Origin of the sequence: Microcystis sp. LEGE 00066, from assembly GCF_015207925.1 — a bacterium.
Taxonomy (GTDB): Bacteria; Cyanobacteriota; Cyanobacteriia; order Cyanobacteriales; family Microcystaceae; genus Microcystis; species Microcystis ichthyoblabe_A.
This window is the reverse complement of the sequence record NZ_JADEVX010000012.1, coordinates 34,332-50,100: the sequence shown is the minus strand read 5'-3', so window position 1 is coordinate 50,100 and position 15,769 is coordinate 34,332. Positions and strand designations below refer to the sequence as shown.

The 15,769-nt window shown below is 38.8% G+C and carries 13 protein-coding genes and 1 pseudogene; 4 read left to right on the top strand and 10 right to left on the bottom strand.

The features are described from left to right. Positions 1 to 52 precede the first annotated feature (52 nt). Together lptB and IQ224_RS03375 are read left to right on the top strand one after the other, a co-directional pair. Positions 53 to 781 carry an LPS export ABC transporter ATP-binding protein gene (gene lptB, locus IQ224_RS03380; RefSeq protein WP_002741521.1) on the top strand — a complete coding sequence of 243 codons (729 nt, stop codon included), beginning with the start codon at positions 53 to 55 and terminating at the stop codon, positions 779 to 781. Between the two features lie 31 nt (positions 782 to 812). Next, positions 813 to 1,982 (top strand): LptF/LptG family permease, encoded by a 1,170-nt coding sequence (locus IQ224_RS03375; RefSeq protein WP_002741519.1) that lies wholly within the window; start codon positions 813 to 815, stop codon positions 1,980 to 1,982. Positions 1,983 to 2,018: 36 nt separating this feature from the next. Here IQ224_RS03375 and rsmI read toward each other — a convergent pair whose 3' ends face one another. After that, the gene (gene rsmI, locus IQ224_RS03370; protein WP_002741517.1) at positions 2,019 to 2,858 is read right to left on the bottom strand and encodes a 16S rRNA (cytidine(1402)-2'-O)-methyltransferase; all 840 of its coding nucleotides are present in this window, start codon (positions 2,856 to 2,858) and stop codon (positions 2,019 to 2,021) included. 183 nt (positions 2,859 to 3,041) lie between these two features. Here rsmI and IQ224_RS03365 point away from each other — a divergent pair, with 183 nt between their 5' ends. Together IQ224_RS03365 and IQ224_RS03360 are read left to right on the top strand one after the other, a co-directional pair. Beyond that, positions 3,042 to 3,158, top strand: a complete 117-nt coding sequence (locus tag IQ224_RS03365; RefSeq protein ID WP_002732356.1) for a photosystem II reaction center protein I — start codon at positions 3,042 to 3,044, stop codon at positions 3,156 to 3,158. Between the two features lie 140 nt (positions 3,159 to 3,298). Next, entirely contained in the window at positions 3,299 to 5,692 is a 2,394-nt protein-coding gene (locus IQ224_RS03360) for a DUF3769 domain-containing protein (RefSeq protein ID WP_194032547.1), read from the top strand. Between the two features lie 106 nt (positions 5,693 to 5,798). Here the strand turns inward: IQ224_RS03360 and IQ224_RS03355 are convergent, their stop codons facing one another. The 9 genes and pseudogenes from IQ224_RS03355 to IQ224_RS03315 all read right to left on the bottom strand — a co-directional run bounded on the left by IQ224_RS03355 (position 5,799) and on the right by IQ224_RS03315 (position 15,765). Next, positions 5,799 to 8,267 (bottom strand): WD40 repeat domain-containing protein, encoded by a 2,469-nt coding sequence (locus IQ224_RS03355; RefSeq protein WP_194032549.1) that lies wholly within the window; start codon positions 8,265 to 8,267, stop codon positions 5,799 to 5,801. A gap of 573 nt (positions 8,268 to 8,840) precedes the next feature. Further along, positions 8,841 to 9,734, bottom strand: a pseudogene (locus IQ224_RS03350) (AAA family ATPase); the annotation flags it as partial. 104 nt (positions 9,735 to 9,838) lie between these two features. Next, complete coding sequence (locus IQ224_RS03345) at positions 9,839 to 10,384, bottom strand: Mov34/MPN/PAD-1 family protein (RefSeq protein ID WP_194032546.1); 546 nt, start codon at positions 10,382 to 10,384, stop codon at positions 9,839 to 9,841. A 98-nt stretch (positions 10,385 to 10,482) separates the two neighbouring features. Continuing rightward, a complete protein-coding gene (locus IQ224_RS03340; RefSeq protein WP_002741509.1) occupies positions 10,483 to 10,878 on the bottom strand; it encodes a hypothetical protein in 396 nt (131 codons plus the stop codon). A 23-nt stretch (positions 10,879 to 10,901) separates the two neighbouring features. Then, the gene (locus IQ224_RS03335) at positions 10,902 to 11,903 is read right to left on the bottom strand and encodes a hypothetical protein (RefSeq protein WP_194032545.1); all 1,002 of its coding nucleotides are present in this window, start codon (positions 11,901 to 11,903) and stop codon (positions 10,902 to 10,904) included. Between the two features lie 5 nt (positions 11,904 to 11,908). Further along, on the bottom strand, positions 11,909 to 12,154 hold the full coding sequence (locus IQ224_RS03330) for a hypothetical protein (protein WP_002741506.1): 246 nt from the start codon (positions 12,152 to 12,154) through the stop codon (positions 11,909 to 11,911). After that, entirely contained in the window at positions 12,147 to 12,413 is a 267-nt protein-coding gene (locus IQ224_RS03325; protein WP_194032544.1) for a hypothetical protein, read from the bottom strand. The genes IQ224_RS03330 and IQ224_RS03325 overlap by 8 nt, the downstream gene beginning before the upstream one ends. A 14-nt stretch (positions 12,414 to 12,427) precedes the next feature. Beyond that, entirely contained in the window at positions 12,428 to 15,298 is a 2,871-nt protein-coding gene (locus IQ224_RS03320) for an FtsK/SpoIIIE domain-containing protein (protein ID WP_194032543.1), read from the bottom strand. Between the two features lie 14 nt (positions 15,299 to 15,312). Further along, positions 15,313 to 15,765 carry a hypothetical protein gene (locus IQ224_RS03315; protein ID WP_194032542.1) on the bottom strand — a complete coding sequence of 151 codons (453 nt, stop codon included), beginning with the start codon at positions 15,763 to 15,765 and terminating at the stop codon, positions 15,313 to 15,315. Between the last annotated feature and the right edge of the window lie 4 nt (positions 15,766 to 15,769).

Here is a 15,769-nt window from a genome sequence, read left to right as displayed (position 1 = left end):
CCACTTCCCCACACCCCACACCCTACACCCCACACCCCAACACCGGATAAAGATGACTTTAGTATTAGAAAATATCCATAAATCCTACGGGAAAAGGCTCGTGGTTAACCGGGTGAGTATTACTGTTGCCCCGGGGGAAATTGTCGGGTTATTAGGACCAAATGGTGCGGGAAAAACCACAACTTTTTATATCGCCACGGGATTAATTAAACCGAATCTAGGACGTGTTTGGCTCGATCAAAAAGAAATTACTAAATTACCCCTTAATCAAAGGGCGCGTCTGGGTATTGGCTATCTGACGCAGCAGGCCAGTATTTTTCGTTATTTAACTGTAGCAGAAAATATTCAGTTAGCCCTAGAACAGTCGGGGGTTCCCTTTTCCCAACGGGCAAATCGTCTCTATGATTTATTAAAAGAATTTCGCCTCGATAAGATTGTTGGCACTAAAGGCGCCTACGTTTCTGGAGGAGAAAGAAGAAGGACAGAATTAGCTCGCGCTTTAGCGGTGGGAGTCAACGGACCAAGATTTTTGTTATTAGATGAACCCTTCGCTGGGGTGGATCCAATCGCCGTGTCCGAGATTCAAGCGATGATTGCTGGTTTAAGGGATCGTCAGATGGGAATTTTAATTACTGATCACAATGTGCGAGAAACTTTGGCTATCACTAATCGGGCTTATATTATGCGCGAAGGGCAGATTTTAGCGGCGGGAAGTGGCGAAGAACTGTATAATAATCCTCTGGTGCGTCAGTATTATTTGGGTGATAATTTCTTAAGATAATTGTTATTAATAAAAATCGCTGTATTATATCATGAAAGTTAGCAATTGGCAAGGAAATTTAAGTAGAGTACCAGGATTTACCATCTTAGACCGCTATATTTTTGTCGAGTTATTATTACCCTTTCTATTTGGTATGGGTTTATTCACTTCTTTGGGAGTGGCGATCGGGACTTTATTTGATTTAGTGCGACGCATTACTGAGTCGGGTTTACCTTTTACTTTGGCCCTAAAAATTCTCTTATTAAAAATGCCAGAGTTTATCGTTTTAGCCTTTCCCATGTCGATACTTTTAGCAGCTTTAATGGCCTACAGTCGTTTAGCCAGTGATAGCGAATTAATTGCTTTTAAAAGTATTGGAATTAGTGTTTATCGCCTAATAATTCCCGCCATTGTGCTAAGTTTAATAGTGACAGGATTAACCTACATTTTTAATGATTATGTAGCCCCGGCTGCCAGTTATGAAGCTAATGCTACCATGACGAAAGCTCTGCGACCAAATCGCAAGTCTTTTATTGAAGATAATATTATTTATCCTGAATACGGCAAAGTGCGGCCACCAGATGGAGGGGAAGCGCAAACGGTATTAAGAAGGTTATTTTATGCCGAAAGATTTAACGGTCAAGAAATGTTAGGTTTAACCATTCTCGATCGCACCCAACCAGAAGTTAATCAAATTATTACCTCAGAAACAGCTTCTTGGAATATTGAAAAAAATATCTGGGATTTTTATAACGGCACAATTTATCTAATTGATCCTAATGGTTCCTATCGTAATATTGTCCGCTTTCAACATCAACAATTAGCCCTACCGCGTACCCCTTTAGATTTAGCTTTTCGAGGTCGAGATGGTTCAGAAATGACCCTCAGACAAGCGCGGGAATACTTAGAAATACTGCAATTAAGCGGCAATCCTACCAAAACTAGAAAACTACAGGTTCAAATCGAGCAGAAAATATCTTTACCCTTTGTTTGTTTAGTTTTTGGCATGATTGGGGCAGCCTTGGGATTACGTCCCCAAAATTCTAATAAAGCCACCAGTTTTGGTATTTGTATTGTCCTAATTTTCTCCTATTATCTCCTATCTTTTGTCACCAGTTCCCTAGGTATTGGCGGAGTTTTAACCCCATTGATGGCCGCTTGGTTGCCCAATATTTTAGGATTAACTGCCGGGGGAATTTTGTTACTTCAATCAGCTAAGTAATCGAGGGTTAGCGGTGGGAATAAAAATTGATAATCATCAAATTTCTAGGGCTAATTTGTATAAACGACTGCGGGATAAATTAGTAACTTGTGCTAATTGTCGGCTAGCTTGCGATCGACTAACTCCCCGTTCTATAATTTGTTTTAATTCCCGTTTTAATTCCTCGTCGGATAATTGGATATTATCGCCCTGATCGTTGCCCATAACTACGATGGTAAATTCCCCTTTAGGAGTTTTATTCTCCCGATATAAATTAATCGCCTCGTCGATAGTTCCTCGCCAAATTTCTTCGTAAAGCTTGGTTAATTCCCGACCTAAAACTATCTTTCTCGTGGGTCCAAAAGTTTCCCGTAAATCCTCCAAAGTCTTAATAAGTTTGTGAGGTGCTTCATAAAAAACCATCGTTCTCGTCTCGGTTTTTAAACCCTCTAAGCGCTCTTGTTTCAGCTTTTCCTTACCCGGAAGAAATCCTTCAAAACAGAATCTTTCTGTCGGTAATCCCGACACCGCTAAAGCAGTAATTACCGCCGTTACTCCGGGGATGGGAACCACTTCGATCTGAGCTTCTATACAAGCTTTAATTAACTCATAACCCGGGTCAGAAATCCCCGGCATTCCCGCATCAGTAACTAAAGCGATATCCTGACCTTGACTGAGAATATTTAATAACTGATCGAGACGGGAAAGGCGATTATGTTCATGGTAACTAATTTGAGGGGTTGAAATATCAAAATGCTGCAATAATTTGCCGGTGTGTCTGGTATCTTCGGCGGCAATTAGAGCGACTTTTTTGAGAGTTGCCAGGGATCGGAAAGTCAGATCGTCTAAATTACCGATCGGCGTTCCCACCACATATAATTTACCGAGATTATTCATAAATTGGCTAAAAATAGGCTATTTAGTTGTATTTTAAGTGATCAGTAAACAGTAAACAGTAGGCTGATAACTGAAGACTGATCACTTTTCTCTGTTCAGGGATCACTGAAATAGGGTAAAGTAGGTCAAGGTATGCTCACCCCTGTTATTGAATTAATCTAGTCTAAGGAGAACGTCTTAGTAATGTTAACCCTAAAAATCGCCGTTTATATCGTTGTTTCCTTCTTTGTCTTACTTTTTATCTTTGGCTTCCTTTCTGGCGATCCTACCCGTAACCCTGGACGCAAAGACTTTGAGTAGAAGACAATTATCAAACTGGTTCTAGGGTAGAGACACAGGGAACAAGTTATCGGACTTTCCCTGTCTCCCTAGAAATAATGATCGTGGTAGTATCATTGAGGTTCGCTCGTCCTCTATTTCGATCGCCGACTCGTGCAGTCATGTCTTTTTTTTTCTTAGCTGTTGAACCACCTGCCCTGATTAATACTGTAGCTGAACCGGAAACGGAGGAGCGCCAAGTTGCTGAAAATATTCCCACGTCAGTAGTTCCCCTTCCTGTCACCCCAGCACCTCTAGAGGCAAAAAAGCCTTCAGCAGAGAGCGTTTCTATTCCCCTCACCGTCACTCCACCCCCGGAAATCGTCGAGGTAAAACCCTTGGTTCCCGCTCAGGGTATTCCCCTGGAACCTTTACCTAGCAGTGGGGGTGATGCGGCAGCTTTAGGAAAACCCCTTTCCGTTCAGAATTCTCCACCTCCTGCAGCCGCTGGTGTCACCATTAATCCCGAAACCGAGATAGTTTCAGGATTAAATCAAAAAGCTCTTAACCATAAAAATGGCTCGACTCGGCTATTAGTGAGGAAAAAAGGCGAAAAAACCAGCCAAGAATACTGGATTTCCCTCAATAACAGCCTAGCTCAGACCGCTGCAGTTAATCCAGAAGAGGAAAAGCCTCTAGAATTAGTGGCTGATGAGCAGGAATTTGACCAAAATCGGCAGATTATCACCGCTAGAGGTAATGTCACCCTACGTTTTGCCCAAAGTGTACTAACAGCCGATCGCTTACAGATTAATCTTCCCGAAAAGTTAGCGGTAGCGGAGGGCCAGGTGATCCTAACCCGGGGAGATCAAATCCTGCGCGGCGATCGCTTTGAATATTATTTCGTCCAGGATAGCGGTGTGGTATTTAATGCTAATGGGGAGATTTTTCAACCCAGCACCGCTAGGGATTTAGGGCAAACGCTGCCCACGGATGTGGGGGCCAGTAGTTCTTTTGGAACCCTAACCGATCGTTTGGCATTAAATCAACCCTTGCAGAGAATCACGACGGGAGAGGGTTTTCAATTTGTCGTCGGGGGACAGGATCCCAGTCGGCGCGATCGACAGAATATTAGTAGTCCGTCGGGGGGAACGATTAATCGTGTCCGTTTTCAGGCCGAACGCTTGAATTTTGATGGTAAGGTGTGGAATGCCACTAATGTGCGTTTGACTAATGACCCTTTTTCCCCCCCTGAGTTGGAAGTTCGGGCTAATTCCGCCACTTTTCGCAGTACCGGCCCCTTTACCGATGAGTTGCGGATGAGTAATTCCCAGTTGGTTTTCGATCAACGGGTAGTGGCACCCACTTTTATTAATAGTCTTACGTTCGATCGCCGTCGTCGTCGTCCTTTTTTAATTGCCCCAGGCTATGATGGGGAGGATCGGGGCGGATTTTTCGTAGAAAGTCCCCTAACTTTAGTGGAGACACCGAAGACTCTTTTTGAGTTGACACCGCAATATTTAATTCAAAAAGTCCTTAATCCCGATGCTTTTCCCTCAGCTAACCCCGGAGGTGGCGAAGTTTCGCCCCTTAGTCCGAAAGCTTTTGGTTTGTTGGGCAATTTTGCCACTAATTTTGGTGAGCGCTCGTTTTTGCAAGCGACAGCTTCTTTTTCTAATTTAGATTTGGAACAGATCGAAAATATTGTTCGTTCTAAAATTCGCTTTCAACAGACGATCGGACAGTTGCAGGATCCCTATCTGCTCAATGTGGAGTACAATTATCGCGAGCGTCTCTTTAACGGTTCTTTGGGGTTTCAGACGGTTAATAGCAGTTTTGGGGCAATTTTGACCTCACCGGTGATTGTTGTCCCCAATACGGATATTAGACTCAGTTATCAAGCTTCTGTTCAGAATGTTAACGCACCCACCGATCGCAGTGATCTCTTAGCGGCCAATGCAACGGATAATGTGACCAATTTAAGCCGTTTTCAGGGTGCTGTCTCCCTCAATCGCAGTTTTTTACTCTGGTCTGCCCTTACTTTACCACCGACTCCCGACCAAGGTTTAAGATTTTCTCCTCTTCCCGTTCAACCCTATATTGCTCTTGTCACTGGTGTCACCGGTGTCACCAGTTATTACACTAATGGAGAGACGCAAAATTCCGTCACGGGAACTGTGGGATTATTGGGACAGTTTGGGCGTTTTTCCCGCAATTTGTTCGACTATACCGGGTTTAATCTCAGTTTTAGTCAGGGTTTAGTTAACGGACAATCACCCTTTTTCTTTGATCGCTTTGTTGATCAACAAACAATGTCCTATGGTATAACTCAACAGGTATATGGTCCGATTCGTGTGGGTTTCCAGAGTATTTACAGTGTCGATCAAGCGAAGGAAATCAGTACAGAATATTTTCTCGAATGGAGTCGTCGCACCTATAGTTTAATTTTGCGCTATAACCCGGTGCTGCAGTTGGGAATACTCAACATCCGCGTGTCGGATTTCAATTGGACAGGCAACCCCGGCTATTTTGAGGGTAGCGATGTCCGTCCGGTGGTGGATGGAGTAACCCGTTAAGACTACATGGGAATTATGAATTATGAATTATGAAGTGGGGTTTTAGGGATTTTCAGGTCGGGATTACCTCTCATTGAGACTCCCTTGGCTAACTTCTATCTTCTTTTCAACGTGACAGAAAAGCTCCTAAAATTTTCATTGTGTTGATGGTTTCATAATTCAACCCTTCTACTCCCTTAATATTGGTTTGTTCATAAAGTCTAGGAGAGCGTAAAGTATTCTGACATTCTCCTGTTTTTTGGTTCCAAAGTTTAATCGTCTCGTCTTCACTTGCGCTGGCCAATGTGTTACCGTTGGGACTAAAACAGACTGACCTGACACTTTTAGTATGTTGACACAGGAGTTGATGAAGTTTACCTGTTTCAACATCCCAAATTCGGATTGTTGCGTCATCTCCCCCACTTGCTAGTAACTTGCCATCGGGACTAAAGGCCACTGACCATACCCAAGACTTATGACCTTCAAAACTATTAATTAATCTACCATCTTTGACTTGCCAAACTTTGACCGTTTGATCATCACTTGAACTGGCTAATCGCTGACCGTCAGGACTAAAGACAACAGACCAGATTCTTCCTTGATGACCTTTAAAAGTTCGCAAAGATTGAGTCATATTATCTTCAATAGACCAGAGTTTTATAGTTCGATCTTCACTACCAGTTGCTATTAATTTTCCATCAAGACTAAAATTTACTGATAATACCCAGGCCTGATGTTCCTCAAAAGTTTTGAGACAAAATCCTCTCGGAACTGACCAAAGCTTAACAGAATTATCTCCACTACCACTCACCAATATTTGACTATTAGGACTAAAAGCGATCGACCATACGCGCTTTTGATGTTCTGGAGCAAAAGTGTATTTTTCATCTGTCTTAATATCCCAAAGTTTAATGATGTTATCATGACTGGTACTAGCAATCAGTTGACCATTCGCACTAACTGCCACTTGATACAATAAAACCCAATAATCTTTTTCTTGTAAAATTTTAATTACTTTGCCACTTTCCCCTGACCATAATCTAATCGTTTGATCTCCACTTCCACTTATCAATGTTTTTCCATCGGGACTAAAAGCTACTGAACAAATCCAGTCAGTATGACCATTGATCTGTTGAAGACATTTATGGTTTTTGATAGACCACAATCGGATCGATCGATCTATAGACCCACTCAAGATATATTGACTATCGGGACTGAAAGTAATCGATGATAATCGATTGCCATATCCCCCAAAACATTGAAGACATTCTCTGGTTTTTACTGACCATAATCGCAGTGTAAAATCTTCACTCCCACTGGCTATATATTGACCGTCTGGACTAAAAGCAATTGACCAAATCCAGCTTTCATGTCCTTCTAAAGTATCAATATTTTGATATTCTCCTTCTATAATAGACCATATTTTAATGGTTTTATCCCCACTTCCACTGGCTAGAAGTTGACCATCGGAACTAAAGGCAACTTGCCAAACCCAATCTTGGTGTCCTGTAAGAGTATGGAGACATTTTCCTGTGTCAACTGACCATATTTTGATGGTTTTATCAGCGCTGCCACTGGCTAAAAGTTGACCATTTGGACTAAAAGTAACACCACCCACTCGTTCTTGATGTCCTTCAAGGGTGTGGAGACATTCTCCTGTTTCAACTGACCATATTTTGATGGTTTTGTCCTCACTTCCTGTGGCTAAAAACTTACTATCAGCACTAAAAGCAACTGCTCTAATAGGAGCATGATGTTTTTGAGAAGGGTGGGGCAAAGAGTGACAATTTATAGATAAATCTGTTGTAATAGACCAAATTTTAATAATTCCGTCTTGTCCCCCACTTGCTAGTAACTGTCCCTCGGAATTTAAGGCTACTGACCACACCCAGCTTCCGTGAGCAGGAAAGCTTTTGCTTAATTCTAATTTTCCGTCTTGTTTGACTTTCCAGAGGTAAATCATCCCATGACTGTCACCAGTTGCTAAAAGATATTCTCTTGGAAGAGAGGGATCAAACTGACTACAAGAAATTGATAAAATACTACCACAAGTTTGAGGGAAAATACAGTCAAAAAACTGTGAATAGGAAAAATCTACTTGGTTGAGTCTAATGTTTGAAAAATCGACTTGTCGAATAGGGAGATGAGAAAAATCGTAGCCGATTAAGTGACCATTTTTCAGTATATTAAGTAAGTTGATAATATTGCCAGCAATGCTCCCAATTTGTCCAGAAGGTTGATGCTTTAATGTCTTTAGACAATCGATTAGTTTTCTTTCCAGATTATTTTCTTGAAAATCATGGATTAAGTTCTTAATTATTGGGTGTAAAATAACATTAATTTGAATCTTTCTTAGATAATCAGGAACAGTAGTTTTAGTCAAGGAGTTGCTTCTTAATAATTGGAAATTTTCAGTTTTTATTTCTTCTGTTGCTATGGTAATAATTTTTTGAGTGAAATATTCAATCAGTAGAGGATGTATTGTCAAGTAGTCATCTTTTTTATCTAACAGAATTTTGCTAGATAATGATCTGATCCCTTCTTGGATACTTTTACCGTCAGGTTCAATGATAATATTATGTTCTAGCTCCGACAAAGAAACTGGATTTCGATTAATCGCTAACTCAAAAATAATCGCTTTTTCTAAATTAGATAGTTGCTGAAAGTAAGAATTTAAAATAGACTCAATTTTTTTTATCAGAAGATTCCCTTTTAACAGAAAATCCGAGAGATTATTATGATGAACTTCTTGAATATGATGAGCGATAGATTTGATGAATAAAGGATTGCCGTGACAGACTTGTTGAATTAAAAATTGCCATTCATCCTCTGAACCATGAAAGGTGTCAATATCTCTCAAAATTTGCCGTCCAGTTTGATAGTCAAGTCCTTGTAACTCTCGGAAATAAGTTGAAGTTTTATTTCCCGCTAACGATTCAAGTTCTTGAGGGATTTTTCGACTGGTTATAATTAAACAGCTGTTGTGCTTTGACTGACCAATTGCGGCTCTTCGTTACTTGTTATGGTTCGATAGGGGGGCATAAATCAACAAAATCTTTATCTGGTAAGGGATTTAATTGATTAGTTCGCTTTAGATAAAAAACAATTGACAAAAATCGCCCAATGTCTTTCTCTATAAGGGTTCCATCCCTTATAACTCCCGTCTATTGCATAAGACAAACCGAAGAACCCCAATTGCTTGTAAAATTTCGCTATATTCTCGATAGTTTTCATGCTCAATAATCGCATCAATATTATCTAAAAATAATAAACAACGAGATTTGGCTAGTATCTTGATAAATTTTATCAGTTTTATTTTAAATTTGTCTTCTGTCTTAAAACTAATATTTTCTGAAATAATATTACTTGTATTTTCCAGAAATTCTAGGGGTAAAGGAGGATTCAAAAAAGACCAATAGATAACACGGGTAAATTCCTCTTGAATTTGCTCAATCAGTTTACAAACAAGAGATGTTTTTCCGATTCCTGCTATTCCGAAAATTCCGATAATTTTACACGGGGGAGTATTTTGAAAAAACTTTTGTTTTAATAATGTCAGTTCTTTCTCTCTCCCATAAATCTGAGAAATATCAGGAATTAATCCGAAATTATCATAATTTATTTCTGTTTTAACTGATGAGTTTTCAAGACCGGGAGATTTGCGCTTATCCCATTCTTCCTCAAATTTTTTCAAATTTTCTTCTGTCGATGAATGCCAAAGATTTAGGGTAAAGTGCAAATTTGCTGCGCCTTTAGTTTTGACTCTATTATCTATTAGTATTTCCCATTCTTGTAAAACCTTAAGGTCATTTCTCATTTGTTCAACAGTAATGGCAGCCCCTAACTTTTGCTTAGTAATTCCCTGACAAAAATCTGTTAATATTTTTAAAGTTGTATTGACAATTAGCTTAGGGTGTGGTTGTTCGTCTTTCAGCCAATTGAAAGACAGTTGATTTGACCAATACTGATGATCTCGTGATTCCTTATTAACATGAGTTAATAGTCTTTCTAAGAAGATCAGAATTCTTTTTTTGACGTTAGGACTGGTATTGAGATTGGGCATAGTCTGAAATTTCACTTTTAAGGATTATAGCTTGATCATCTATTCACCGTCAATTAAGTTAAGTATTAAAAAAGTTAATACTTGTGGAACTAGATTTAATAAAATTAATCATTAACTATTGATAAATAATCGGATAAAGATTTAATAGTTAGCAAATTTTTGGGGATTAATTGATCTCCAATTTCGATAGAAAGCTTAGTATATTGGGGTCGTAAATCAGATTGAGAAGTGAGGGAAACATGATACATAGTCAATCGAAAAAATGGGTCAAAATTAACTAAAGCAGAAATAGCTCCCTCAGAATGTTGAGAAGCGTATTTTTTATTAATTGTATCATCAGTTAAGGAAAAGTAATCAAAACTGCCCGGATGTCTATGCCATAGTCCAAGAACTTCTATGGGTTCTCGATAAAATCTGGCAATTTTGTTAGACAGGTGGTTGATATAAGCATTATCATACTCAAAATAGCCAGGGCGAAAAATAGGATTTAAACCCGAATCTAAGGTTTCTAAAATATACCATTTATTAGGGGTTCTAATTCCTAAAAAAATGCCACCTGTTTCTGTTTTATAGCTTTCATAGGTTTCAGCCGCAATAGCTAAAAATGATTTCTGGGAAAAAATGGTTTTGATATTCTGGTAACTTAACATTGTTTTTATTCTCTTAGTTATTCATCTTTTTTTCCTGTCTAATATAGATATTTATCAAACATTTATTTTAATAAAATTTCGTAATATAAATATCTTTTTTAGTTACAACTGCGATTAGCTTGTTGAATTAATCTGTGAATATTAGGTAATTCTGCTTGAGTTAAGCCGTAATATTCGATAGATCGATCATAAGAATGATAAGCTTGTTTAACTTCCTGTTTTTCTCGTTCTAAGAAATGTTCAACTTGTTGGGAATAGCGTTCAGCCTCTAAAGCATAATCTTTGGCTTTAACCAACTCCTCATTGGTTTTTTCTAAGCCTTGTACCTGTTTTTGCAAAAATTCTATCATTTTTTGATCGTCATCTTCATGGGGGTCAAGATAACGACGGTTAAGAGTTTTGGCAGCCTCATCTTGCCATAGGCCTCGAATATCTTTACGATAGTCTTGCAGAGTGCGAGATCGCTGCTGCATCTTCCAAACAATATCTTCCATCATTTTTTATCCTCCAAAAATCACTAAAATTGAAAAGGACGGTTGAATTCAATCAGACTTTCTACTCGATATTCTATTTCTCTTGTTACCCCAATTTCTAAACATTGAGCGGAGTTTCCTTGCTTTTCCGCTCCTTTGAAATCATTTCGGGCTTCTTCGGTGAAATTGCGGGCATTATTTACGGCTAAAGACATTAAATCTGCCATTTCCTGCTCATTGCTTGCCTCTAATTGCGCTCTATCAACTTCCCGTCTGGCTGCATTCGCATTTTCTAAACTACGTTCGGCAAAACTCAGGGCATTATGGGCATAATTTAAAGTAATATTCGCCTGATAGATGGCTTTTTGGGCATATCCGACGGCATTTCGACAACAATTCACCCTAGCTTGCGCTCGTGCCACTTCTTCTCTTGCTGCTTTTTCTTCTTCAATGGCTTTATTTAAGCGAGCAATCGCAGCCTGAACCTTTTTTTGGGCTTGACTAACCCTAGCTTGCTGACCAGAACAATTGGGCGCATGATATCGTCCATCCTTGTCAGTATAGCCTGAATTTTGGCAACTGGTAAGGGCGGATTGTGCGCTTTGTAATTCAGATTCTGCACTGCTTAAAATAAATTCTGCTTGCTCTCTTTCGTTTATGGCAAGTTCTAATCGGGCTTCTGCCCGTCTTAACCAGTCAATTGCAATACCTAACTGATATTCCCAATCATTTAGGGTTGATTGCGCCTGATTTTGGGTATTTTGAGCTGCTGCCAAATTTTGTTGAGCTTTTTCTAAAACTTGATAACAATTAGACAACAATTGAGCAACTTCATCATTAGCCTGATCAACTAATTTTTGATCATTTTTAGCCTGATCTTGAATAATTGAAGCATGATACAGAGCTTGACTGACTTTTTCTTCACTTTGCCTTTGATGCCATGACATTTGATCAAGCGTCTCACGGGCGGTTATTTTCCAGTATCTAAGTTCTTCAATTAAGTCATTGAGAAGGGTAATAAGAATACGCGGATCCTGAATGGTCATAATGATTAAGATTTATCGGGGATTTCTTGGATAAAATTGAGGATTTTCTGAACTTCTAGCCTTGAATCTTCCATTTCTGCCAAGGTTCTTGTCCAAAAACCTGTAAATTCTTCGGCGGCTGATCCTTGAAAAACTTCATCAAGCGATCGCCATGCCGTATCGAGAAATTCCAATTCTTCGCTTAAAATCAAATAATATTGATTGAGTGCAGTTTGATAGGCTAAAAGGGCTGTTTTTCGGGAATTATCCACCGTTTAAATACCTCTCTAATACTTGTAATTTATGGTTTAAAAAATCATTATAGCTGGGAATTTGGCGACTATAATAATTATTAGTCTTTTCTTGCAAATCAAGCCACATTTCATCATGTTTTTGTCGTTTTTGGTCTTGCCAATGGGGGGAAAGATCCTCATAGGTGGTTTCCACTTCTCGCCACGCCGATTGAACGCGATCATGGAATTGTTCGAGGGTTTGTTGAAAGTGTTTGAGTTGTAAAAATGAGTCATCCATGGTTAAATTAAGCTTTAAGCTCTTTTGATTAAACTATTAGCAATTTTCTCTATTTGTTGCTTAAATTCGGGGGTAGATTCCGTACTATAAGGTTTAAAAAGAGTAGTGCGATCGCTATCTATGTCCCGATAAAGGGCTTTAATTGGAACATCTCCATCTGCTTGTAAGCGTGAGGCTTGGCGATCACTAACAAAGGTAAAAGAATCATCTTCTGACATCTGTAAAGCGACTCTATGGCGAAAATAAGCTAAATTTCGCCGAATATCAAGGACATTAGAGAAAGCTTTGATCCCTGAAAAACTGAGGATGAGATGAATACCTTTACTAGATCCTTCCTTCAATAATCGCTTAATTTGAGTAGTTAAGTGACTTTCTGGGCTATAAGACTGCTCATTACTCCGTCTTAAGTCATCTACTCTATCTAATTCTGTCATGATGACAAAAATAGAAGGTTGAGTCATCAAGTCTGCTTCACTGAGTTGGTTTCTTTCGTCAAGTTGAAGAATTAAATTGTTCAAAATTGCCGTAATAATTCGATTTTCTCGGTTAAATGCCGTCGTAAAGCCCAAAGGTTTTAGAATAATCTGACATACTTCTTCCAATGCTAAATGCCATTGTGTACCAGATACACTGCGATCTACCACAACAAAACGAGATTGTTGAAGATTGCCATTAATAGCAAGACTGGTCAAAATAGCCGATAGAATTCCATAACGGGCTGTATTATAGTCTCCACCGATAACTAGAACGTTTTCACTTGGACGACGGCGTAATATCAGCCTTGCCTGTTGCCTCACACTGAATTCTTGTCCTAGCCATGTTAAGACCGGGTATTCTGCACTAAACCAGTCAGAAATGCCTAATCCTCCTTTATAGAAAGGTAAACGGGCGATTTTTTCCCAATCTTCTGAGGTTAACCATTTACCGTAATCTAAAATATGACGTAATTGAGGATTATCTGCTAAATTAGGCTGAGAATCTCCATCAAAGACCACTGCTTCTGTATAATCTTCTGGGCAAAGTTGATGAGCTTTTTGAGATAAAGCGTTAATGATCAGATCTCGGCGAGATTTTTCGATAAATGCCACTTTCCCAAAATAATTAGAGTTATCATCGCCACTACGGTCATTAATAACAATTTTCCCCGGCAAATCACAGGTCATTAATAATTGTTTTCCTCGTTTTCCAAATTCTGTCAGGGCTTGAATTTCTGTTTTTGACATCTGCATTCCCATTCTCAGATGAATATTACCCAAAATTCCCGTTTGATTCCGCATTCCTTCAGCCCCAAACCTTTGGGAAGCGAGTAACATATGAATACCCGCACTCCGCCCCTGTTGGGCTAAAATCAGTAGTTGACTTGAAGCAGTATCATCTTTGTCGTTAAAAAATAACTCTTGATATTCATCAATAATTAGAAGAATACGGGGCATTTTGCTCTCTGGTTGTCCTAGGCGGCGATAACCTGCCAATTCTGACACCCCTAATCTTTTAAATAAGGCGTTACGTCGTTCTTTTTCGGCGATTAATTCAGTTAAAACACTACGCGATAATTCAGGGGAAGAATGTAAGGAAACTACTTCGGTATGGGGCAAATTGCGATAGGGGGCTAATTCTACGCCATATTTGCCATCAATGAGATAAAATCTTAATTCTGAGGGACTATAACGAGTTGCCAAACCTAAAATAAGCCCATGATACAGGGTAGATTTTCCTGATCCAGTCATTGCTCCTAGCATACCATGAGCGCATTGATGACCTTCGCTATCTTTACCAAACCAAATATTTAATTGATCAGAACTTCCTCTTCCACCGATAGGTGTGGTTATCCATTCTTCACTGCTATAATTCCACCAATTTTGCGGATCAATTCCTACTATATCATCCCAATCTAATTTTCGTTCGGGGGGTTTGGCTTGTTTAACTTTATCAAGTAATTGTTTTTGTAAATCTGCGTCAGGAATACTATCCGCTTTAAATTGAAGTTGACAAGATGTTGCTGTCTTTGACTGTTTATTGAGATCAATATAAAAGGCATTTTCAAACCCACTCATATTAATATCTCTAGGGAGATCAATATCTTGATTATAGTGAATAAACACATATCTTCCAGCTTCTGGTCCACTATTACCAATTTTTTGTAATTCTTCAATATCTCTACGGTCATATCTTTTAGGAAAATCTGCGACAAAAATCCCCTCAAATCTTTCATTGACTCGAATATCTGGGGGGAGTAAATGTAAGGCAGGAGACTGAGGATCTAAATAGGTTTCTTTGACGCGACGAATATCTTGAGTGACTTCTAATAAATCTCGATAAACTTCGCCACTATTTTCTCTAATCAAAGCTTCAGGAAGGGAACGACGCATTAAAAATGCACCCCCATTATTAACGGGATCGCAGAAGGTATAACGTATTTGATAAGGAAGTAAAATAGCGGTACGAATCACAAGAGATTGCAGTAATTCTAGTCCCGTATTACGGGTATTATTGCTACAGCGAATAATAATAGTTTTATTCCCACCAATAAAGGGAGCAAATTCGGGAACACAAAAAGTGTTATTACTTGATCTTTGTTCAACTAATTGACCAATACGAATTAATTCTGTATGCTCCAATGAGGATAATAAATTATCGTTAATGTTCCAATTTTCCCAACGAGAATCTTGCCAACTTCCTATTATTTCTAATGGTTGCTGTTCTAAATAGGATTGAGTCGATAGATAGCTATCTTGGAGAAATTTTCCAAAATAATTAGGTAATTGTTCGCCGTTTAATTTACCATGATTGAACAAAGAAGCACAAACCCCTAAATAGTCGGTTATGCGTTGACTACTTTGTTCAATTTTTTGGTTTAACCCTTCAATTTGTTGTTGCCAAAACATAAGTATTATTCTCCTTATTTAGATAATTTTAAAACATTTTTTTGAGTATTTAACTGATACAGTTGAGAAGAATTAGAGTCATCGGAGGAGTTATTGTTAGTAAAGATAAATAAAGTAAACAACAAGAAAGAACCCCCCACACTCAGCCCAATGATTAGTCCGATAATTAGGTTACGAGCTTTAATTTGTAAAGACTCTATCTCATTTTTATGAGATTCTATGTTAGACTGTTCTTGGTTAATTTTACGGTCTGTTTCTTCTAATTTATCCAGACAAGCTTCAATTTCAGCAGGGGGTAATTGTTGAGAAGTTAAGGGGGAAATAGTCGTAACTTTACTTGGATTACTATAATATTTAGCAAAGCGTTTACTTAGGTCTTTTCGATTAGAATCAGCCCGATCATATTGTTGCCAAATTTGCTCTCTATTAGCAATCATACGAGCAATTGAATTTTGAATTGTTTTCATGTTT